General features: G+C 69.9%; 17 protein-coding genes and 1 pseudogene. 6 read left to right on the forward strand and 12 right to left on the reverse strand.

Annotated features, from left to right (window positions below; translation table 11 throughout):
* Position 1: 1 nt before the first annotated feature.
* The 11 genes from ACFV3E_RS34310 to ACFV3E_RS34360 all read right to left on the reverse strand — a co-directional run bounded on the left by ACFV3E_RS34310 (position 2) and on the right by ACFV3E_RS34360 (position 11966).
* Positions 2-1273, reverse strand: coding sequence for an MCE family protein (locus tag ACFV3E_RS34310; protein WP_500538479.1), 1272 nt, complete (start codon positions 1271-1273; stop codon positions 2-4).
* Complete coding sequence (locus ACFV3E_RS34315) at positions 1270-2553, reverse strand: MCE family protein (RefSeq protein ID WP_500538481.1); 1284 nt, start codon at positions 2551-2553, stop codon at positions 1270-1272. Before ACFV3E_RS34315 ends, ACFV3E_RS34310 begins: the two co-directional genes overlap by 4 nt.
* Positions 2550-3659 (reverse strand): MCE family protein, encoded by a 1110-nt coding sequence (locus tag ACFV3E_RS34320; protein ID WP_500538483.1) that lies wholly within the window; start codon positions 3657-3659, stop codon positions 2550-2552. Before ACFV3E_RS34320 ends, ACFV3E_RS34315 begins: the two co-directional genes overlap by 4 nt.
* Positions 3656-4813 (reverse strand): MCE family protein, encoded by a 1158-nt coding sequence (locus ACFV3E_RS34325; protein ID WP_500538485.1) that lies wholly within the window; start codon positions 4811-4813, stop codon positions 3656-3658. The genes ACFV3E_RS34320 and ACFV3E_RS34325 overlap by 4 nt, the downstream gene beginning before the upstream one ends.
* The gene (locus ACFV3E_RS34330; protein ID WP_500538487.1) at positions 4810-5850 is read right to left on the reverse strand and encodes an MCE family protein; all 1041 of its coding nucleotides are present in this window, start codon (positions 5848-5850) and stop codon (positions 4810-4812) included. The genes ACFV3E_RS34325 and ACFV3E_RS34330 overlap by 4 nt, the downstream gene beginning before the upstream one ends.
* Positions 5847-7103 (reverse strand): MCE family protein, encoded by a 1257-nt coding sequence (locus tag ACFV3E_RS34335; protein ID WP_500538508.1) that lies wholly within the window; start codon positions 7101-7103, stop codon positions 5847-5849. The genes ACFV3E_RS34330 and ACFV3E_RS34335 overlap by 4 nt, the downstream gene beginning before the upstream one ends.
* A gap of 11 nt (positions 7104-7114) precedes the next feature.
* A complete protein-coding gene (locus ACFV3E_RS34340) occupies positions 7115-7939 on the reverse strand; it encodes an MlaE family ABC transporter permease (RefSeq protein ID WP_386993463.1) in 825 nt (274 codons plus the stop codon).
* A 3-nt stretch (positions 7940-7942) separates the two neighbouring features.
* Positions 7943-8713, reverse strand: coding sequence for an MlaE family ABC transporter permease (locus ACFV3E_RS34345; RefSeq protein WP_386993462.1), 771 nt, complete (start codon positions 8711-8713; stop codon positions 7943-7945).
* A complete protein-coding gene (locus tag ACFV3E_RS34350; RefSeq protein ID WP_500538490.1) occupies positions 8710-9639 on the reverse strand; it encodes an ABC transporter ATP-binding protein in 930 nt (309 codons plus the stop codon). The genes ACFV3E_RS34345 and ACFV3E_RS34350 overlap by 4 nt, the downstream gene beginning before the upstream one ends.
* Before the next feature lie 111 nt (positions 9640-9750).
* A complete protein-coding gene (locus tag ACFV3E_RS34355; RefSeq protein WP_500538492.1) occupies positions 9751-10824 on the reverse strand; it encodes an RNA polymerase sigma factor in 1074 nt (357 codons plus the stop codon).
* Between the two features lie 119 nt (positions 10825-10943).
* On the reverse strand, positions 10944-11966 hold the full coding sequence (locus ACFV3E_RS34360; protein ID WP_500538494.1) for a lytic transglycosylase domain-containing protein: 1023 nt from the start codon (positions 11964-11966) through the stop codon (positions 10944-10946).
* 1258 nt (positions 11967-13224) lie between these two features.
* Here ACFV3E_RS34360 and ACFV3E_RS34365 point away from each other — a divergent pair.
* The 5 genes and pseudogenes from ACFV3E_RS34365 to ACFV3E_RS34385 all read left to right on the forward strand — a co-directional run.
* Positions 13225-14442, forward strand: coding sequence for a glycosyltransferase (locus ACFV3E_RS34365; RefSeq protein ID WP_500538510.1), 1218 nt, complete (start codon positions 13225-13227; stop codon positions 14440-14442).
* Entirely contained in the window at positions 14439-16088 is a 1650-nt protein-coding gene (locus ACFV3E_RS34370; protein WP_500538496.1) for an ArnT family glycosyltransferase, read from the forward strand. The genes ACFV3E_RS34365 and ACFV3E_RS34370 overlap by 4 nt, the downstream gene beginning before the upstream one ends.
* The gene (locus tag ACFV3E_RS34375) at positions 16085-17299 is read left to right on the forward strand and encodes a glycosyltransferase (RefSeq protein ID WP_500538498.1); all 1215 of its coding nucleotides are present in this window, start codon (positions 16085-16087) and stop codon (positions 17297-17299) included. The genes ACFV3E_RS34370 and ACFV3E_RS34375 overlap by 4 nt, the downstream gene beginning before the upstream one ends.
* On the forward strand, positions 17299-19755 hold the full coding sequence (locus tag ACFV3E_RS34380) for a galactose oxidase early set domain-containing protein (RefSeq protein ID WP_500538500.1): 2457 nt from the start codon (positions 17299-17301) through the stop codon (positions 19753-19755). The genes ACFV3E_RS34375 and ACFV3E_RS34380 overlap by 1 nt, the downstream gene beginning before the upstream one ends.
* 617 nt (positions 19756-20372) lie before the next feature.
* Positions 20373-20825, forward strand: a pseudogene (locus ACFV3E_RS34385) (transposase family protein); the annotation flags it as partial.
* Between the two features lie 43 nt (positions 20826-20868).
* Here the strand turns inward: ACFV3E_RS34385 and ACFV3E_RS34390 are convergent.
* Positions 20869-21162 (reverse strand): hypothetical protein, encoded by a 294-nt coding sequence (locus tag ACFV3E_RS34390; protein ID WP_500538502.1) that lies wholly within the window; start codon positions 21160-21162, stop codon positions 20869-20871.
* Positions 21163-21856: 694 nt separating this feature from the next.
* On the opposite strand from ACFV3E_RS34390, the gene ACFV3E_RS34395 reads away from it, so the two are divergent.
* On the forward strand, positions 21857-22117 hold a 261-nt coding region (locus ACFV3E_RS34395; RefSeq protein WP_500538504.1), incomplete at its 3' end, for a hypothetical protein.

Raw genomic sequence — 22117 nt, forward strand, 5'->3', positions numbered from 1 at the left:
CTCACACCATCGGTCCCACGAGCAGCCATTGCCACGACTCCTCTCCGAACACGGCCTGTTCCCCGCCCGTCGAGCCGATCTCGAGGAGCGTTCCGTCCGGGCCGGTCACGGTGCCGGTCTCCGGGTCGTACGGGGCCACGAACGCGGCCTGGTCACCGCTGTGCGGGCCGGTGGCGCCGGGCGCGTTCTGCGCTCCGCGCACCGAGGACTTGCTGCCGCGCGGTAGCGTGCAGCGCGCGTCGGTGTTCGCATGGCGCGTGCCGGTGTCGGCTGGGTCGCGCCGCTGGGTGTTGTAGCCCTGGGTGCAAGCGGGAGGGTCGTCGGCGTTCACGGTCAGCCCGAAGTGGGTGGTGCCGTCGCCGGGGAGGACCGTGTAGCTGCCCGCGACAGTGAGCGGGAGCGTGACCAGGGCCTGTTCGACGCCGGGCAACCGGGCCACGGTGATCTGGCCGCCGCTGATGAGGTTGGCCAGCAGGATCGGCACGTGCGGCCGCGTGGACTTGAGCAGCGAATCGACCTGCCGCGCGGCGGGCACGGTGCTGCCGATCAGCCGGCGAAGGTCGCCGTCGCTCGACTTCAACTGTCCGGTGAGCGTGGCGAGATCGCGGGAGAACGACTTGATGGCCGAGCCCTGGTCGGCCTGTGTCCTGAGTACCTTCCGCGAGTCCTCGATCAGCGAGACCGTCTGGGGGAGCGACTGCGATGCCGCCTCAACCAGCGCGTCACCGGCGTCCACCAGCCGGCTCAGGTTCGGTCCGGTGCCGGAGAACGCCTTGCCCAGCTCGTCGACGGTGACCCGCAGATCGTCCTTGCCGACCGAGTTGACCAGCCGGTCGAGGCTGAGGACCAGGTCGGTGACCGGCAGTGGGGTCCGGGTGCGGCTGCGCGGGATCGGGCTGCCGTCCCTGAGGTACGGGCCGCCCGACCGCCGCGGCTGGAGGTCGACGTACTGCTCACCCACCGCCGATCGGGCGGCGACCACTGCGAGCGTGTCGGCCGGGATCCTCGGGGCGTCGTCCTTGATCCTCAGCGCCACCGAGACCCCGGATCCGGTCAGCTGCAGATCGCCCACGCGGCCCACCGGCACCCCCCGGTAGGTGACCTCGGCACCTGGGAAGACGCCCCCTGACTCGGCGAAGTCGGCGCGCACGGTGTACCCGCGGTGCAAGACGTCGTCCACCAGGCCCGTGTACCGGGCGCCGACGTACGCCACCCCCAGGGCGGTGATGGTCGCGAAGGCCAGCAACTGGGCCTTGACCGTACGTGTGATCACGGCAGTATCCCCTTCAGCAGCAGCTCGGCGAGCGCGGGATCGACCCCGGGCGGGAAGCGACGCGCGCCGTCCCCGGTGCCGTAGGAGGAGGTGCACACCGGCGGGCACAGCAGGGTGCTGCCGTGGGAGGGCGTCGAGGGCACGGCGGGCGCGGAGGGAACAGAGGGCACGGACGGGATGCCCGGCAGGGACGGGACGGACGGGAGAGGGATGGGAGTGGGGTGGCCGGGAAGATGCGGTGTCCCGGGGGCCGGGGACTTCCCGCCTTTGCCCGGCTTACCGGTGACGTTGCCGTAGAGGTCCGCCAGGTCGAGGTCGGCGGTGATCTTCAGGTTGACGTAATCGCCCTTGACGGCGTCCGTCGCGTTGCGCGGGAACGGGTACGTGGTGAGGAGTTCGAGGGAGTTGGGCAGGTCGTCTCCTGCTTCGTTCAGCTCCTGCAAAATGGGCTGGAGCTTCTTCAGGTTGGTGACGGTGTCGTCGTGGGAGGCGTTCACCACCTTGGTGCCGGTCTTGCCGAGCCTGGACAGGGCGGTGAGCATCTTCGTCAGGTCCTCGCGCTGGTCGGCGAGGGCCTTCAGAGCGGGCGGCATGGTGTCGACGGCCAAGGCGATCGTTTTCTTCTCCCTCCTCAGGCGCTGCGCGAGCCGGTCGACGCCCTGCAGCGCGCGCACGATGTCCGCCCGCTGGCCGTCGAGGCCGCCGAGGAAGATGTCGAGCTGCTTCAGCAGGGACCGGACCAGGTCCTCGCGGCCGCTGAGGGCTTGGTTCAACTCGATGGTGATCGTCTTGAGCTGCGCCACCCCGCCGCCGTTGAGCAGCGCGGACAGCGCCGACAGCACCTCCTCGACCTCCGGGTTGCGGCCGCTGCGGGACAGCGGGATGCGGTCGCCGTCGCGGAGACGTCCGACAGGGCGTGTGCCGGCCGGTGCGGACAGGGCGACGTACTTCTCGCCGAGCATGCTGGTCTGCCTCAGATCGGCGACCGCGTTGCCAGGCAGCTTCACCGAGTCGGCGATCCTGAGCCGTACGCGGGCGTGCCAGCCGTCCAGTTCCACCTTCTCGACCGTGCCGACGGTGACGTTGTTGACCTTGACCGACGACTGCGGCACGAGGTCCAGGACGTCCCGGAACTCGACGGTGACGTGGTAGGCGTGACCGTCCGAGGCCGCGCCGCCGGGCAGCGGGACGTCATACCAGCCGTTGAACTCGCAGCCGGTCAGCAGCAGCGAGCAGACCGCCGTCCAGGCGGCCACCCGCCCCCTGCGCCGCACGCTCATGCCGGTGCCCCCAGAATGCCGCCGAGGGTCTTGTCGACCGAGCCCGTCGACGCCGGGACCGGCGGAACCTCGGGCAAGGAGGCGAAGAGCTTCTTCAGCCCCTCGCAGTTGTCATGGTCGTCGCCGGTCGTCTTCAAGACCGAGCAGAGAAGGGACGACGGGTCCTGGGAGGTTTGCGCGTTGTTGCGGGTGTCGAGAGTGCCGGCGGAGGGGTTGTAGGCGTTCTCCAGGTTCGACAGGCCCGTGGGCGCGACGGTCAAAAGCTCCTCCAAAGCGTCTCGTTGGGTGACGAGGACCTTGGTGACCTCGGCCAGGCCCTGCACGTCCGAGGTCAGCGCCTTCTTGTTTCCCTTCACGAAGCCGGACACGTCGCCGAGTGCGGCAGCCAGGTACTTCAGCGCGGCCGCGAGATCCTTACGCTCCCCGGCGAGCTGCCCGGCCACGTCGGCGAGGTCGGTGTTGAACGACCGCACGCTGGTATCGTCCGCCGCCAGCGCGGCCGTGAACACCTGAAGGTTCCGCACGGTCCCGAACAGGTCGCCGCGCCCGTCGGACAGCGTGGTGACCGCCTGGGACAGGTCCTGCACCGTCTGGTTGAGGCTTACGCCCTGCCCCTGGAGGTTGTCCGCGCTCACCCCGAGCAGCCGGGACAGCGAACCCTTGTTGTTGGCACCGTTCGGGCCGAGCGCCTCGGCGGTGGTGTGCAGGCTGTCGAAGATCCGGTCCAGCTCGACGGGAACAGCCGTACGGGACTCGGGGATGACGGCTCCGTCCCGCAGCACCGCGCCCTTGCGGTACACCGGCAGCAGCTGCACGTAACGGTCGCTGACCACCGAGGAGTTGACGATGGCGGCCTGTGCGTTGGCGGGGACCTTGCGGCCCCTGTCGTATTCCAGCTCGACCCGTACCCGGCCGCCCTCCGGCGTGATCTTCCTGACCTCGCCGATGCGGACACCGAGGACGCGGACGTCGGAGCCGGGGTAGATGCCGACAGTCCGAGGGAAGTACGCCGTGACGCGGACGGGGCCGGGGCCGGGCCAGAGGACGACGGCGAGGCCGACGACGATCGCGAGCGCGGTGAACAGGGCCAGGAGTCTGCGGGTCATCGGGTGCCTCCCGTCCGTGGCGTGACCGGGGCGGCGACCATGTTCTGGATATAGGAGTCGAACCAGCGGCCGTTGCCGAGGGTGTTGGTGAAGAGGCGGACGTAGGGGGCGAGCAGCCGGACGCTGCGGTCGAGGCTCGCCTGGTTGCGTTCGAGCATCCCCAGGAAGGTGTTGAGGTTCTTCAGTGCGGGTCCGATCTCCTTGCTGTTGTCGTCGACCAGGCCGGACAGCTCGATGCCCAGCAGCGCGGAGCTCTTGAGCAGCTTGTGGATCGCCCAGCGCCGCTTGTCGATCTCCTTGAACAGGGCGTCGCCGTTCTTCACCAGTGCGGAGACGTCATTCGTGTGATCGGCCAGCACCTCGGTGACTCCGTTCGCGTGGTCGAGGAGCTGGCGCAGTGCCTTGTCGCGGGCGGCGACGGTCCGGGATATCCGCGACAGTCCCTTGATCGACGCCCGCACTTCCTCGGGGGAGTCCTGGAAGGTGTCGGCGATCGTGTCCAGTGCCTTCGCGAGCCGGCCCGTGTCGACCTCCTCGGTGGTGGTCGTCAGGTCGCTGAAGGCCTGGACGACGTCGTACGCCGACACGGTCCGCCGAAGCGGGATCTCGCTGCCCGGCTTCAACTGGCCGGGCCCCTTCGGGTAGAGGGCCAGGTACTTCGCGCCGAGGATCGTCTTGACACGGATCGACGCCCCCGTGCCGGTGCCGAACGCCGGCCGGCCCTTCACTTTGAAGGTCACCTTGACGTGGTCGCCGTCCAGGTCGACGTCCTCGACCTTGCCGACCTTGACCCCGGCGATCCGTACCTCGTCGTCCGGCCTCAGCCCGCCGGCCTCGGAGAAGGCCGCGCTGTAGGTGTCGCCGCCGCCGATCAGCGGCAGGCTGTCGGCGTTGAAGGCGGCGACGGTGAGCAGCGCGAGGACGGTGAGGCCTACGGCGCCGACGACGACCGGGTTGTGCTCGCGGAAGGGTTTCAGGCGTGGGCGTGTGAGCCGGATCCTGGGCAGCTTCGGCGGTAGGACGCGCACCTTCGCGAGGGGTCCCTGGCCTGGTTTGGGCTTCGGCAGCAGCCTGGGCAGCTTCGGTGGCAGGACCGGGAACCTCACCAGCGGCTCGGGGCGGCGGCCATCGCGCCGCCTGATGCGGAGGCTCATCCGCCACACCTCGCCCGTGCCACGTGCAGCTCCGGGGTGATCACCTGCTTGGTCTTCGGCAGCACGATCCGGCCGTCGAAGTCGCAGAGGTAGAAGTTGAACCACGAGCCGTACGAGGCCGTCCCCGTCAGCTTCTCGAGCTTGTTCGGCAGCCGTTTCAGGACGCCCTCGACGGTGTGCTCGTTCTTGTTCAGCGTTCCGGTGAGATCGCCGAGCCGGGCGATGTCGTCCTTCAGCGGTGGACGCGCGTCCTTGAGCAGCTCCGACGTGACGTCCGTGAGGTCGCCGATGCTCACCAGCGACTCCCCGATGGGCTTGCGGTCGGCGGACAGCCCTGCAACCACTCGGCGCAGCTGCGTCAGCAGTCCGGAGAAGCGGGAGCCGCGCTCGTCGAGCGTCGCCAGGACGGTGTTGAGGTTGCCGATCACCGATCCGATCAGCTTGTCGCGGTCGGCGAGGGTGCTGGTGAGCGAGGCCGTGTGCGTGAGCAGACTGTTCACCGTGCCGCCCTCGCCCTGGAGGGTCTGGACGATCTCGGTGGCGAGCTGGTTGACGTCGTTCGGGCTGAGCGCCGCGAACAGCGGCTTGAAGCCGTTCAGCAGGGCGTTGAGGTCCAGCGCCGGCTCGGTCCGGGACAGCGGGATGGTGCCGCCCGGCCGCAGCCGGGCGGTGCCGTCGCCGGTGCCCTCGGTGAGTGCGACGTACCGCTGCCCGACCAGGTTGCGGTAGCGGACGACCGCGTGGGTCCCGGCGAGCAGCGGCCGGTCCGCGCTGACGGTGAACGTGACCTCCGCCAGCGTCCGGTCCTTGATCCGGATGCCCTCGACCTCTCCCACCCGCACTCCGGCCACCCGGATGTCGTCGCCGTTCTCCAGCCCGGTGACGTCGGTGAACACGGCGTGATAGGTGTCCTTGGGGGTGAAGGAGACGTTGACGATGGTGGCGGCGAGGAGCGCCGTCGCCGCGATCGTTACCAGCGCGAAGAGGCTGAACTTGATCAGCGGGGCGGCGGTCTGCCGCGCTGCGGACCCGCTCATGCGACAGTCACCGCCGTTCCGCGCGCCAGCGGCCCGAACAGTAGGGTCGCCACGGGCGGCACCTCGTCCGCGGGGACGCCCATGGCGGGGGCCACGAGCGAGCCCACGGCCCGCTGCTCGGCACGGGTGGCGGACACGTCGGCACCTCCGGGGAGTGCGCCGCCGGAACCTCCGGCCGACGTACCGTCGTCGAGATGGGGCTTCGGCCCGGGCACCTGCGGATGCGGCAGACCGCGGCAGTTCGGGCCGGACCGGGCGCCGTACGCCGGCTCCTCGCCGGGCCGGTACGCCTCCTGCGGCCGGACGACCTCAAGGGTGATCCGCATCTCGCCGCCCCGGAACGCCTCCTCGGAGGCCTTCTCCTGCCGGACCAGGCCCTGGAACAGGCACGGGTACTCGGGGGAGTACCGGGCGAACAGCTCCAGCGTGGGGCGGGAGACCCGGCCCAGGGTGATCAGCCGGTCGCCGTTCTCGGACAGGAAGTCGTTCGCTGTGCCCGCCACGGAGGCGGTCGAGCGCAGAGCCGACACCAACTGCTCCCTCTTCTCGACGATCGTCCGGCTGGTGGTGACGGTGTTGCGCAGGATCCGCATCAGGTCGGGCGCGGCGTCGCCGTACACCTCGGCGACGTCCGCGAACCGTGTGATGTCCTCCTTCAGGGAGGGCATGTGCGGGTTGAGGCGGCGCAGATAACCCTCGACCTGGGTGAGATTGCCTCCGATCCGGTCGCCGCGGCCCTCCAGCGCAGTGGCGAACGCCGACAGCGTGGCGTTGAGCTCACCCGGCCGGACCGTGCGCAGCAGCGGCAGCAGGTCGTTCATCAACTGCTGCACCTCGATGCCGACCTTCGTTCGGTCCTGGGTGATGACGTCACCCGCACGGATAGGCCGAGCCGACGCGCGCGCAGCGCCGGCAGGAGCGACCAGGTCGACGTACTTCTCGCCGAACAGCGTCTTGGGCAGCAGCCGCGCGTGCACGTTCGAGGGGATGTACGACACGTACTGCGGCTTCAGCGCGATGTCCAGGGTCGCCTTGGTGCCGTCGGCATGAACCTCGCGCACCTCGCCGACCAGCAGCCCGCGCAGCTTGACGTCGGCGCGTGCATCGAGCTGGTTGCCGAGGGTGTCGGCCTCCAGGGTGATGGGCACCACCGAGGTGAACGCCTGCTGGTAGACGGCCACCGCGAGCGACAGCAGCAGCGCGAGCACGGCGAGGAAGGCAATGCCGTACAGCCTGAACCGCATTCTCTGCATGCGCACCGCTCTCACCCCGCCACCCGCACCGTCGTGTTGGCGCCCCAGATCGCCAGGCTCAGGAAGAAGTCCAGGACGTTGATGGCGACGATCGAGGTCCGCACCGCCCGGCCCACCGCGACGCCGACACCGGCCGGTCCGCCACTCGCGTGATAGCCGTAGTAGCAGTGCACCAGGATGATCAGCAGAGCAAAGACGATCACCTTGCCGAAGGACCAGAACACGTCGACGGGCGGCAGGTACTGGTGGAAGTAGTGGTCATACGTGCCGGTCGACTGCCCGTAGTAGCCAGTGGTGATGGTGCGGGCGGCCAGGTACGAGGACAGCAGCCCGATCACGTACAGCGGGATCACCGCGACGAAGCCGGCGATCATCCGCGTCGTCACAAGGAACGGCAGCGACGGGACGCCCATCACCTCCAGCGCGTCGGTCTCCTCGCTGATCCGCATCGCACCCAGCTGCGCGGTGAACCCCGCCCCGACCGTCGCGGACAGGGCGAGTCCGGCCACCAGCGGGGCGATCTCCCGAGTGTTGAAGTACGCCGACAAGAACGCCACGAAGTTCGAAGTGCCGAGCTGGTTGAGGGCCGCATAGCCCTGAAGGCCGACCTCGGTGCCAGTGAAGAAGGAAAGGAACGCGATCACACCGACCGTGCCGCCGACGACGGCGAGCGCGCCGCGCCCGAAGCTCACCTCGGCAAGGAGCCGCAGGACCTCCTTCTTGTAGCGTCGCAGGGTGCGGCCCGTCCAAGCCAAGGAGCGCCCGTAAAAGGACAGCTGGGCACCCAGCTCTTCGAGCGAGCGCAAGGGGCGATCGAGGAGGTTTTGCGGTCTCATCGGCTAACCCCTCTGCGGGACGACTTGGAAGTACACGGCCGTCATCACGAAGTTGGTCACGAACAGCAACATGAAAGTGATCACCACGGACTGGTTGACGGCATCGCCCACGCCCTTCGGCCCGCCCTGCGCCGTCAGCCCCTTGTACGAGGCGACGATCGCAGCGATGGCCCCGAACACCAGCGCCTTGATCTCCGCCGCCCACAGGTCAGGTAGCTGAGCGAGGGTGGTGAAGGACGCCAGGTATGCGCCGGGCGTGCCGTGTTGGAGAACGACGTTGAAGAAATAGCCGCCCGCAACACCAACCACCGAGACGAGGCCGTTGAGCAGTACGGCTACCACCATCGACGCCAGCACCCGCGGTACGACGAGCCGGTGGATCGGGTCGATGCCGAGCACCTGCATCGCGTCGATCTCGTCCCGGATCTTGCGCGCCCCGAGGTCCGCGCAGATCGCCGTGCCGCCCGCGCCCGCGATCAGCAGCGCGGTGACGATCGGCGATGCCTCCCGCAGCACGGCGAGCACGGACGCAGCACCAGAGAAGGACTGCGCGCCCAACTGCCGGGTCAGACTCCCGATCTGCAGCGCGATGACCGCCCCGAACGGAATCGAGACCAAAGCCGTCGGCAGGATCGTGACGCTCGCGACGAACCAAGCCTGCTGAATGAACTCCCTCGCCTGGAAGGGCCGTCGGGGCAGGGACCGGACGACGTCCAGCGCCATCGCGAAGAGGCTGCCCGAGTGCCGCAGCGCACCCGTCGGGGAGAGCCTCATGCGCCCCTCACCCCCCTACCGTGCAGCTTGGCCTCGCGCCTCGCGATCGCATCCCAGCGGGGCGGGCGGGTGATGCCGGGGCTGGGCAGCAGGCGCGGGGCCAGCACATCGGCCCGAACACCCTCATCGATCCGGGCCAGCTCCCGCTCGACCTGGGCCGCGTCCTTCTCCTCCGCCATGCCGATCGGCCCCTGCATCCGGCCGTTCAGGAACTGCCGTACGACGGGCTCGTCACTGGCCAGCAGCTCCTCGCGGGGCCCGAACATCACCAGCTCGCGCCGGAACAGCAGCCCGATGTTGTCCGGCACCTGACGGGCCGAGGCGATGTCGTGGGTGACGATGAGGAAGGTCGCGTCGATCTGTGCGTTGAGGTCGACGATGAGCTGATTGAGGTAGGCCACGCGGACCGGGTCCAGGCCCGAGTCCGGTTCGTCGAACAGGATGATCTCCGGGTCGAGGACCAGGGCACGGGCGAGCCCGGCCCGCTTGCGCATACCGCCGGAGATCTCGCCGGGCAGCTTCCCCTCAGCGCCGATCAACCCGACCATGTCCATCTTTTCGAGAACGATCCGCTTGATCTCGCTCTCGGACGTGCGGGTGTGCTCGCGCAGGGGAAAGGCGATGTTGTCGTAGAGGTTCATCGAGCCGAACAGCGCGCCGTCCTGGAACAGCACGCCGAACAGCTTCCGCACCTCGTACAGGTCGCGCTCGCGCAGGCGGGTGATGTCCCGGCCCGCGACCTTCACCGATCCCCGCTCCGGCTTCAGCAGCCCCACGAGCGTCTTGAGGAACACCGACTTGCCCGTCCCCGAGGGGCCGAGCATCACCGAGACCTCCCCGGCAGGCAGCGTCAGCGAGACGTCCTGCCAGATGACCTGGTGGCCGAAGGACTTGGTCAGCCCTTCCACACAGATCTCGACACCCATCCGGTTCCATCCTTCGGCCGTGGAGCAGTTCCGACAACTGCTCTACGGGGAAGAGAGGCGCGTCCGTCGCGGTGAACCAAGAATCTTTTTTGCGGACGTGTGTGCGGGGCGCTACGGCAGCTTCGGCGACGACGTGAGCGAAGGCGTCCCCGGGCTGGAGACAGACAGCGGAGGTACGACCGAGGTCGGGCGAAGCGACGGGAGCGACGGGAGTGACGAGGCGACCGACCCCGTCGGCAGACCCGGCACGACGGTCGGCAGGCCCGTCACGGCCGTCGGCAGCCCCGGCACCTTCGGAACCCCGGGCACCTGAGGGACCTGCGGCGCCGAGGGCGGAAACGCCGACACGTCCGCCAGGGATGGCACCGGCACCGGCAGAAACGTTCCCCCGGTGGGTGAGGGCGTCCGGCCCCAAGGCCCGTGCGCCGGCGACGACGGGGTGGGTGCTGCGGGGGCGTGCCCCCGGCCCGTGACCTCGCCGTGCAGGAGCCGCGGGTCGCTGGACACGGCCGGCCGCGGCGCCGGACCAGTCCCGTTTCCGCCCGCGTCGAGCGCGTACGGCAGCACGAACCCCGCCACCACCAGGGTTGCCGCCGTCGTAGTGAACGCGACCGCCTGCGCATTGCCGCCCCCGCGCAACCGTCCGCGCCCGACCAGGAACAGCACCAGCCCGAGCGTTCCGGCCAACGAGGCACGCAAAGTCCGCCGGGCCCGGGCCAACAGCGACTCGACGGTCCGGTAGCTGAGCCCCATCCGCACCGCGACCTGGTTCACGTCCAGGTCCTCGGACCTCAGCCGAAGCGCCTCCGCCTGCCGGGCGGGCAATTCGCCGCTGCGCACCGCCAGCCACTTCGCCTCGGCCCGGTCACACACCGCCTCCTCGACGGGTACCGGGCCCGGTGTCATGAGTGCGGGGCGGCTGCCCACCTCGGCCTCGCGGTTGACCTGCCGGTGCCGGTCAACGCACAGCCGCATCGTTACCGTCGTCAACCACGCGCCGAGCCGCTCGTCGTCGAGGTCCGGGCGCTCCGCGGCTCGCAACATCGCCTCATGAACGGCGTCCTCGGCGTCCTCCCGGCTCACCGATCGCCGCCGGGCCACCTTGAGCAACTGCTCACGATGGCTCCACAGGCGCTGCCAGCGCTCGTCGGCGGCCGCCGTGTCCGCAGGCATATCCGTCGCCATGAGGGCCCGCCCCTTCGCACTCACCCGCCGGTACATGCTTCCGACGTGGCGAGATTACCGCCGAGTAGTGGCAGTTGTGGAGGGGCAGACACCCATCGCGTTCCGGCCCTGGCCAGTGGTCAGCGGCCAACCTCAGGCAACACGCCGCCCCCGGGCAGCGAGAGGGTCAGTTCGGGGACGGGAACCAGCGGCGTCGCGGACGCCTTCGGGACCCCGGTCGCGAGGGACGGCCCGGGGGAGGGTGCGGTGGGCGACGTCGACGGCATGCGCGAAGGACCAGTGCTCGGCTTCCGGTCGTCCGACGGCTTCGGCGGCGCAAGCTTCTGCCTCTTCGGGCCGGACGGCTTCGGCCGGACCGGCCGGGATCCGGCGGATGCGTCCGGCACCACGCGGTGTCCGGTCAGGTAGTACACGTACCACGCCTCGACGGCACGCAGATAGGCGTCCGAGTGGTTGTAGCCCAGTATCGCCCGGTCCAGGTCGGCCGGGTTCGACAGGTCCCGGTCGCCCGCGCACAGGTAGCGGCCGGCTGCGAGCGCCGCGTCGTACACATTGTTCGGATCCGTCCGTCCGTCGCCGTTACCGTCCGCTCCCCAGCGGGCCCAGGTGGACGGGATGAACTGCATCGGACCGACCGCGCGGTCGTACACCGCGTCCCCGTCGTACGCGCCGCCGTCGGTATCCGCCACGACAGCGAAGGCGCCGCCGGTCAGCCGCGGGCCGAGGATGGGCGTCGCGGTGGTACCGTCCCGAGTCACCCAGCCGCCCCGTGCCTGCCCTGACTCCACCTGGCCAATCGCGGCCAACAACTGCCAGCGCAGGTGGCAGCGCGGCGCGGTGCGCGCCAGATCCTCCTCGGCACGCCGGTACGCGGCGAACACACTCGCAGGCACATTGCCGCCAGTCACTCCCTGTGCCATGCCCTTCTTCCGCGTCCGCAGCGGCGGAAGTTCGGTGCGGTACGGGGTGTCGCCGGAAACGCTGAGGCCGTGCTCGGCGGGTGCCGCCTTCCGTGCGGGCTCTTCGGCTTCGGCCGTGACCGCCCTTGGCGCTTGTGACGCGGTCAGCACGGCAATCGCCGCCGCCGCGATCGCCGTACCCCTGGCACCCCTCAGTGGTCCAATGAGCGCACGCACTGTCATCGTGCAGTCCCCTCCGTGCATGAATCCGTTGTCTGCTCTACGCGGCCGGAGGGCAGGTCCGTCGCGCAAAAATCTGGGGATCGGGCGGGCGCCTCTTCAGAGGGCGTGGCGGCGGGCCAGACGTGTGGACGATGTGAGGCGGACCGGCCCCGCAGCCCTGTCCGAGCCGCTAGCTGTATTGAGGGTCAGGCCGATGTCCTTCATGAAAGCCCCGGACCTGACCTTCACGTCGAGCACCGGCGAGCGGCCCGCCGATTCCCGCTTCAGGCTTCGGCCCTGCCCCATGCGGATCTGCCTTGTGACACCCGGGAGTTCGCGTGCTGCCGCAGCAGCGGTGCCTAGCCCACGCCCTCCGGCTGGGAACGTGAGGGGAGACCGGCGGGCCGGGGCTGACTCGTATGAGTGACCCGGTTCCGCGCCGGCACCTGGCCGTGCCGTGCTCGTGGGCCGCTCACCTGCTGGTTTCTCCTTTAGGTGAAAGTGGTACGGAAACCTCCCGCGGGAGCGGCTTGCACGCCGATCCGCACAGCATCTAGCGTCCAGCCTTGCCGGACAGATCGTCCAATGATGCTGGACGGGATGGTGTGCGCGCACTCGCGTACGCCGCACGTCTACCTGCGCCCGTCACGAAGAGGAATCACCATGCCCGACGTCCCAGAACCCGACAGCGAGTCCGCGGGGCCGCCTCCAGCCTCGAGGCTCTGGGCAAGCGGCGGAGGAAACCGCCGCGCCTGCCTCCGGCCGTCACGGAGGGCGCCTTCGCGACGCGACCACGAGTACGCAGGCTGTCCCGTTTGAGGGCGAGGCCGCACCCGGCCGCCGTACGAGGGCAGTTGCAGGGCGCGCGCTACTCGGATCCGCTCCTCCGGCGTCACAGGTGACGCCGCGCAAAAGAACCACCGACCGCTGATGCGGCAGCCCGTGCCGACCGGGACGGCATGTCGATTCCCTTCGTTCCACATTTCCGCCCCTCCACCAGGCCGGTGCACCGGGCGATTCAGCCACATGCCCTGAACCAGAGCCACTGCCGCACGCCACCACCTTCGTGACGTGCGAACTCCCGCATGTCGCCGGGCACGCGCCCGGGTCCGCGCATGCGACCAGGAAACAAGAGCATCACCAGATTTCCCATCGCCGACTCCGCGACCGGCACCAGCCCGTGGGGAACCCGTTCACAGCTGTGGCGCTCCACAGCCCGTCTGAGGGGCCTTTCTTGCTTTCCGTGCTCATCACCGCCACGTCGCTGGCGCTGTTCTGGATGGCCGCCTTCACTCTCTGGTGGCAGATGCATGCCTGGCGCACACCGGAGACGCTGGCCGCGACCCGCTTCGCCCGTCCCGAGGGGGAGGCCGGGCTGTCGTTCTCGCTACTGGTGCCGGCCCGGCACGAACAGGCGGTCCTGGAGCACACGGTCAACGGACTGCTGCGGTCCACCCACGGCGACTACGAGATCATCGTCATCGTCGGCCACGACGACCCGGGCACCACCGAGGTCGCGCAGCGCGTCGCGGCCTCCGCCCCGGACCGCGTGCGGGTGGTGGTCGACACCAACGAGGCCAAGAACAAGCCGAAGGCGCTGAACACCGCGCTGCCGCACTGCTCGGGAGCCGTCGTCGGGGTCTTCGACGCCGAGGACCAGGTCCACCCGGCGCTGCTCGCCCACGTCGACCACGCCTTCCGCACCACCGGCGCCGACGTCGTGCAGGGTGGGGTGCAGCTGATCAACTTCCATTCCAGCTGGTACAGCCTGCGCAACTGCCTGGAGTACTTCTTCTGGTTCCGCAGCCGGCTCCACCTGCACGCCCTCAAGGGCTTCATCCCGCTCGGCGGCAACACCGTCTTCGTCCGCACCGAGGTGCTGCGCGAGGCGGGCGGCTGGGACGAGAACTGCCTGGCGGAGGACTGCGACCTGGGGGTCCGGCTCTCCAGCAGGGGCAAGCGGGTGGTCGTCGCGTACGACTCGGAGATGGTCACCCGCGAGGAGACGCCGGGCACCCTGGTGAGCCTGCTGAAGCAGCGCACCCGCTGGAACCAGGGCTTCCTGCAGGTCTACCGCAAGAGGGACTGGAAGCAACTGCCCACCCTGGGGCAGCGGATGCTCGCCCGCTACACGCTCATGACGCCGTTCTTCCAGGCGTTCACCGGCGTGATCATCCCGCTCAACGTCGCGGTGGCGCTCTTCCTCGACGTCCCGGTCGGCATCGCGGTGTTCACCTTCCTGCCCGCTCTGACCGCCGTGGTCACCTTCGTCTTCGAGGTCGTCGGCCTGCACGACTTCGGCCGCCAGTACGCACTGCGGGTGCGCCTGGTGCACTACCTCAAGCTCATCGCGGGCGGACCGTTCTACCAGCTCCTGCTGGCCGGCGCCGCCACCCGCGCGGTGTGGCGGGAGCAACGCGGCCGCACCGACTGGGAACTGACCCGCCACGTCGGCGCCCATCTCACCGAAGAGACCCGGAAGGACGTGCTCCGGTGACCGTCACCCGGCCGGCCGCCACTTTGCCCACCGCCACGCTGCCCGCGACGGTGCCCGCGCCGCGCGGCGGCAAGCACCGCGTCGCGCAAAGCCCCGCGCCTCGATTCCGCTTCCGCACCTCGCGCCCGGACCTTGTGCTGTGCGGCGCCCTGCTGACGGTGATCCTGACCGTCCAGGGCTGGAACATCACCCGCTTCCCGACGTTCAGCGACGACGAGGGCACCTATCTCGCCCAGGCCTGGGCGGTGCAGCAGGGCACCGGACTGGCCCATTACACGTACTGGTACGACCATCCACCCGTCGGCTGGATCCAGCTGGCCCTGGTCACCTGGCCGGTCTCGCTGCTCGACCCGGGCGTGATGACCGTGGCGACGATGCGGTACACGATGCTGCTGGTCAGCGGGGCCGGCGCGGTACTGCTGTTCGTACTGGCCAGGCGGCTCGGGCTGCCGCGCTGGGCGGCGGGGCTCGGCATGGCCCTGTTCGGGCTGTCGCCGCTGGCGGTCGTGCTCCACCGGGGGATCTTCCTGGACAACATCGCGGTGTTGTGGATGCTGCTGGCGTTCTGCCTGGCCGCCTCCCCGAGCCGCCATCTGTGGCACCACTTCGGGGCCGGGCTCGCCGCCGCCGTCGGCGTGCTGAGCAAGGAGACCATGCTGGTCGTGCTGCCCGCGCTGCTGGTGACGATGTGGCGGCACAGCCACCGCGACACCCGCAAGTTCGCGGTGGCCGGCGCGGTCGCCGCCTGCGGCCTGACGGGCCTGGGCTATCCGCTGTTCGCGCTGCTCAACAGCGAGCTGTTCCCGGGCAGCGGCCACGTCTCGCTGGTCGACGGCATCACGTACCAGATGAGCCGCGACGGCTCGGGCTTCATCCTCGCCGAGGGCACCGACGCGCACACCGTCTTCGAGTCCTGGCTCTACTACGACCGCGTGCTGCCGCTGGCCGGACTGGCCGGCGCCGTCCTGCTGCTGGTCACTGTGCGCCGGTCGGTGACGGCCAGAGCACTGGCCGGTCCCGCACTCGCCGTGGCGACCCTTGCCCTGGTCATCATGCGTCCGTCGGGCTATCTGCCCGCCATGTACGTCATCCAGGCGCTGCCGTTCCTCGCGCTGATCACCGCCGGAGCGGCCGCGAGCGTCACCCACGCGGTGCTGCGCCGCGGCGCGGGACGGGCCGGCCGGACCTCCCGGTACGTACGCGCCACGGCGCTGGCCGCCCTGGGCGCGGCTGCCGCCGTCCTGGTCGTACCGCACTGGTACGACGGCGACCTCACCGCGCTCACCACCGACGCCAACGCGTCCTACCGCGCGGCCGCCGCCTGGATGCGCGACGGCGTGCCCGACCCGGGCCGCACCCGGGTCCTGGTCGACGACGCCCTGTGGCTCGACCTGGTGCACGCCGGGTACCGGCCGGGCGACGGCGCCATCTGGTTCTACAAGGCCGACCTCGACCCGGCCGTCGCCAAGACGCTGCCGAACGGCTGGCGCGACGTCGACTACGTGGTCGCCTCCCCGACCGTGCGCCGGGACGCCGTCGACCTGCCGACCGTCGAGGCGGCACTGCAGCACTCCACCCCCGTCGTGGTCTTCGGCCGGGGCGAGGACCGCATCGAGATCCGCCGCATCACCGGAGGTACCAGGTGACCGTGTTCAGCACCGGAACCGAAGAGCTCGACGACCCCGATCTGCGCGCCGCCGCGTCGGCCGCGCCCGCCGCGGCCGGCACCGTCACCGTCGTCATCCCCACCTTCAACGAGTCCGGCAACATCCGCGAACTCCTCGCCCGGCTCAGCGAGTCACTGCCCGGGCGGGTGGGCGCCGGCGAGGTCGTCTTCGTCGACGACAGCACCGACGACACCCCCGCCGTCGCCGAGGCGGCCGGCCGCGACTGCCCGTTCCCCGTCACCGTCATCCACCGCGACATCCCGGCCGGCGGCCTCGGCGGGGCCGTCGTCGAAGGACTGAAGGCGGCCCGCTCGCAGTGGGTCGTGGTGATGGACGGCGACCTGCAGCACCCTCCGTCCCTCGTCCCCGAACTCGTCCGGGCCGGCACCCGCACCGGCGCCGACCTCGTCGTCGCCAGCCGCTACACCGGCGGGGGCAGCCGCGCCGGGCTGGCCGGCGCGTACCGCGTCGCCGTCTCGCGCGGTGCGACCTGGCTCACCAAAGCCCTGTTCCCCCGCGCCCTGCGCGGCATCAGCGACCCGATGAGCGGCTTCTTCGCCATCCGCCGCGACACGGTGCGCGAGCAGCGGGACAACGGCGCGCTGCGTCCGCTCGGCTACAAGATCCTGCTGGAGCTGGCGGTGCGCTGCCGCCCGCGCGCCGTCACCGAAGTGCCCTTCGCCTTCCAGGACCGCTACGCCGGCCAGTCCAAGTCCACCGCCAGGGAGGGGATGCGCTTCCTCGCCCACCTGCTGGGCCTGCGCACCGCTTCCCCGGTCGCCCGGGCGGTGCTCTTCGGCCTGATCGGGCTCACCGGCTTCGTACCCAACCTGGCCGCCCTCGCCGCGCTCACCGGGCTCGGCATGCACTATGTGCCGGCCGAGATCGCGGCCAACCAGCTCGGCGTGCTCTGGAACTTCCTGCTCATCGAGCTGCTGATCTTCCGCGACCGGCGCGGGCACCGCCACTGGGCCGACCGCGTGGGCCGCTTCGCGCTGCTCGCCAACGCCGACCTGCTGCTGCGCATCCCGCTGATCGCGCTGTTCGTCGCGCACCTCGGCTTGGACGTGCTCCCGGCGACCACGCTCGCGCTGGTGGTCACCTTCCTGCTGCGCTTCGCCGGCACCGAGGTACTGGTCTACCTGCCGCGCCGGGCCCGGCGCGGCCGCCCGACGACGGGGGAGTCCTGATGCCGAACAGCGCCCGCGGCCCCTTCGCGGCCGCCACCGCCTTCATCCTCGCCGCCGTGGCAGCCCCCTTCGTCCTGCTGTCGGCGCCGCCGCAGGCCCAGGCGGGCACCAACCTGATCGTCAACCCCGGCTTCGAGACGGCCGGCACCCGCGACATGCCCGCCTGCTGGGAGAGGTCCGGCTGGGGCGACAACGACTTCACCTTCTCCACCACCGCCGACGCGCACTCCGGAAGCACGGCGGTGACCGTCGCCCTGACCCGCCGCGCCGACGGCGACCGCAAGGCGATGATGACCGAGACCGCCGACTGCGCCCCCCACGTGACGGCAGGCCGGCAGTACGACCTGTCCGTCTGGTACAGGTCGACCACCGTCGACACCTCCGTCACGCTCTTCCGGCACGACACCACCAACGGCTGGCAGTACTGGACCGACCTGACCAACCCCCCGCAAAGCGCCACGTGGTCGCGGGCCGAGGTGCGCACCCCGCCCGTCCCCGCCGGCACCGACCAGCTCACCTGGGGCGTGTCGGTCTACGGCGCCGGCAGCGTCACCACCGACGACTACACCACCGAGCTCGTCGCCGCCCCACCACCGGATCCGGTGTGCACGGGCACCGCCGCCCAGTGCCAGGACGGCCAGTGGGACGTCCTGCCCGCGCAGAACCCCGTGCGCTCCATGCACTCCGTCGTCCTCAACAACGGCAAGGTGCTGCTCATCGCCGGCTCCGGCAACAACACCGACAACTTCGCGGCCGGCTCGTTCACCTCCGCCGTGTACGACCCGCAGAACGGCACCTACAAGGTGATCCCCACCCCGGACGACATGTTCTGCTCCGGGCACGTGCAACTGTCCGACGGCCGGGTCCTGGTGATGAGCGGCAACAAGGCCTACCCGGCCGCCGACGGCTCGCACGGCTACGAGGGCTACCGCCACTCCTACGTCTTCGACCCCGGCACCGAGACCTACACGCGAACCAACGACCTCAACGACGGCCACTGGTACCCCTCGGCCACCGAGCTCGGCAACGGCGACGTCCTGTCCTTCGGCGGCCTGCGCGAGGACTCCACCGGCTCCGTCACCGCCGAACGGTGGTCCGCCGCGCAGGACAAGTGGCTCCCGCTGTGGCAGGTCAACCAGACCTGGTCGTACTGGGGCCTGTACCCGTCGATGATCCTCATGCAGGACGGCCGGCTCTTCTACTCCGGCAGCCACGTCTTCGGCAACGGCATCCCCGGCACCGGATCCGCGATCTACGACTACGACGCCAACACCGTCACCCCCGTGTCCGGGCTGCAGAACAAGGACCAGCGCGACCAGTCCGCGAGCGTGCTGCTGCCCCCCGCCCAGGACCAGCGGGTACTGACCCTCGGCGGCGGCAACATCGAGACCAACCCCGACGCCAACCGGCTCACCGACCTCATCGACCTCAAACAGCCCAACCCGGCCCACACCCCCGGCCCGCCACTGCCCCAAGGCACCGTCGACCTGCCCACCGGCACCGTCCCCCAGACCGGCACCCAGGGCAAGATGTACGTCTCCGCCGTCCTGCTGCCCGACGGCAAGGTCCTGGAGACCGGCGGCGCCCTGCACAACCGGGCCGACCCCGTCCACGAGACCTCCCTCTTCGACCCGCAGACCGACACCTTCCACCCCGTCGCGGCCGACCCCCAAGCCCGCGGCTACCACTCCTCGGCCTTCCTACTGCCCGACGGCCGCGTCATGGCCACCGGCGACAACCCCGGCAACGGCACCTGGAACCACAACGTGTCGATCTACACCCCCGCCTACCTCTTCAAAGGCCCCCGCCCGCAGATCACCTCGGTCACCGACGACCACTGGACCTACGGCAGCACCCAGCAGATCACCGTCGACCGCCCCATCACCAAGGCCGAACTGATCCGCCCCGCCGCCGTCACCCACTCCTCCGACCCCAACCAGCGCCTCGTCGACCTGCCACTGACCGTCAACGCCAACACCATCGACCTCAACGTCACCACCAACCCCAACCTCGCCCCGCCCGGCTGGTACATGCTCTTCACCACCGACGCCAACGGCGTGCCCTCGGTCGCGAAATGGATCCACCTGGACTCCGCCGGGACCGGGCCGGCGCTGCGCTCCACCACCCAGGCCGACGCGGACACCCCCTCCCCGCACATCCACGACTTCGCCCGGGACCTCGCGAACGCACCCCTGAAACCCGGCAGGAAGCGGACCTCGGCACCGGTGAAGGTCAGCGTCTCCGGCTGCGACCCCCGCTACGGCACCCCGGACGTATGCGTCCCGGTCGCGTTCCCGAAGGCGGTCGCCCGCACCTCCGCCGCCCGCTGCGGCTGGCTGGACGCGCAGGGCTACCGGCTCCCCCTCAAGGTCAACGACCCGAAGGACCCATTGCGGCTCGATCCGGACAACAACGGCATGGCCTGCGACCGCGGCGACCGCGCGTCACCCAGGTGACCTCGCGGGCACATGCCCGACCGGTCGCAAGTGGACCGGTGCCGGGATGCGGCACGACCGGCGCGGCTGAAGGCCAGGGAAGTGAACACCGACCGTCCAGTGCCCATCCCGCCCGTCCTGGTGGCTCTCCTCCGGGTCACGTCCCCATGAGGAGCGGCGGCCCGAGGCGTCGGGCCGCGCGCCGCCGAGCTGTGCGTGATGGGAGCGCCTTGATCGAGTAGGCGGACGTCCAATGAACAGGTCTCGCCTGCAGGAAAGGGCTACGTCTGCTGCTCTTCGATTCCGCTGGGAGAGTGGACGTGCCAGAGCCTTCGCACTGGCGCTCGGCCCGTGCGAAGGCTCCGAGGGCAAAACAGTCCCCGGTAGATCTGCGCGTGTCCTGAAGCTTCAGCCGTCACTGTCGCCTCGGTATCGCGCCGGCTTGCCGGGGGCCTGAACCACATCCTGTCCAAGTCACTCCGCCGACTAGACGTCCTCATCGACTTTGCAACTCTTCCGGTGTTATGGCCTATAAACCACGATGCACAACATATGTAGCAAGTCAATAGGTTTTCGGTAAATTCTGCAGGAAGCTCCACGCGATCACCTTCGACTGCGACACCCGGCTCGCCCTGCGGCGCCGCTGCAAGCTCCGGCCCTCACGGCGGGCCCTGGTCGTGCTGGTGTACCTGCGCAAGCACGAAACCCTCGCGCAGATCGCTGCCGGCTTCCGGATCAGCGTCGGCACCGCCCACGCCTACGTCCGATCCGTCACCAGTCTCCTTGCCCGCCGTGCTCCCGGCCTGGCCCATGCCCCGCGCGCAGCCGATGCGGAGTATGTGCTGGTGGACGGCACCCTCGCCGAGTGCGACCGGGCCGGTGACAGGCGCGCTGACTACTCCGGCAAGCACCGCCGCCACGGCGTGAATCTCCAGGTCATCACCGACCCGTAAGGGGAGATCGTGTGGACCTCTCGCGCTCTGCCCGGACGCACCCACGATCTGACCGCGGCCCGCACCCATCGCATCGTGACCACCTGCGTCCGCCTCGGCATCCCCGTCTCGGCAGATCTGGCCTACCTGGGCGCGGGCGGCACCCGCATACTCGGCTGCGGGTGAATCGGACACCCGCCGGTCACTCACCGTGGATGTCCGGCCGGACCTCCACGATGATGTCCGCGTCCGCCTGGTCGCCCTCCTCGTCACGCCAGAGGAGGACGCGCACGTGCCTCGCCCTGGAAAGGCCGCTCACCTTCCACTCGGTCATCAGGTCGGCGACGACGAGGGCGACTGCGTATCGGGGGCCCTCGTTCGAATCATCTGCGGTGATCGTGCCCCGCCACCGCTCGGAAGCCCTGCCATAAGGGCGCCATCCCTCCGAGCCGTGCGGCTCGAAGACCCGGTACACCCAATCCGTCTCGGTGCCCATAGCACCGATCCTGTCACTGTAAGGAGTCCCCTGTGCCATATCGGATCGACGCCCGCCGAGCGCGGGTCGACCGCCTACAGCGACTGCCCCGACGTCCTGGAGCTGGACGCCGGCGAATCCCTCGTCATCGGGGAGCGGCTCGGCGCCGGACGTGACCCCCGGGCGACTGGCAGTGAGAGCCGCCTGCCACGCGATCTCGCCACCCTCTCCCCAGCGACATTCCGGGCAGCGAACCCCCGCGTACACGTCGTCCCGCGCGTGATCCAGCGCCCGCCAGTGCTCCTGCTTCGACCTGGGCGAACCGCAGCGAACACAGCCAACGGCCACCCTGGCGACCTTGGGGTACTTCGCCCCAACAGGCCCGGTGCTGTACACCGCGGCGCCTCGGCTCCATCCCACTGCATGGATGCTGTACGGCGCGAGGGACGCCAGGAGGCCGAACTGCGGGTCCTCATGGACGGCCACTTCGATCCCCATCCCGGGGTCGTCGTCGAAGCCGCGGGCTTCGCGGCCTGCGCCGATGTGCGGGGCCTTCGGCGGTCGTCAATCTCACTCGACCACGATCAATAAACAACGCTACGCATTCCATCACTCCAATGGGGGTATCGAATGGCGGTTCCCTTCCGCCCCGCCCAGTCTGGGCTCGTGCGTTCGATTCGTCCGAATGCACGAGCCACTCAAGGGAGGTCGAACCATGACCCGCACCAAGCTCCTCGCCCTGGCCGCCGCCCCCGCGCTGGCTCTTAGCCTCGCGTCCCCTGCGCTGGCTGTGGAAGTGACCGCCTCGTCCCCCGACACCGTGAACAGTCCGGTGGGGTCGATCGAGGCCAACCAAAGCAAGACCGTCACTGTCACCTGCGCTGCGGGCACCAATGCCATCAGCGGTGGCTGGAAGGTGTCCTCCGCCAGCATCGACGTGACGGACAACCGTGCGATGAGCGCCACGCAGTGGCAG

Source organism: Streptomyces sp. NPDC059718 (assembly GCF_042733315.1).
Taxonomy (GTDB): Bacteria; Actinomycetota; Actinomycetes; order Streptomycetales; family Streptomycetaceae; genus Actinacidiphila.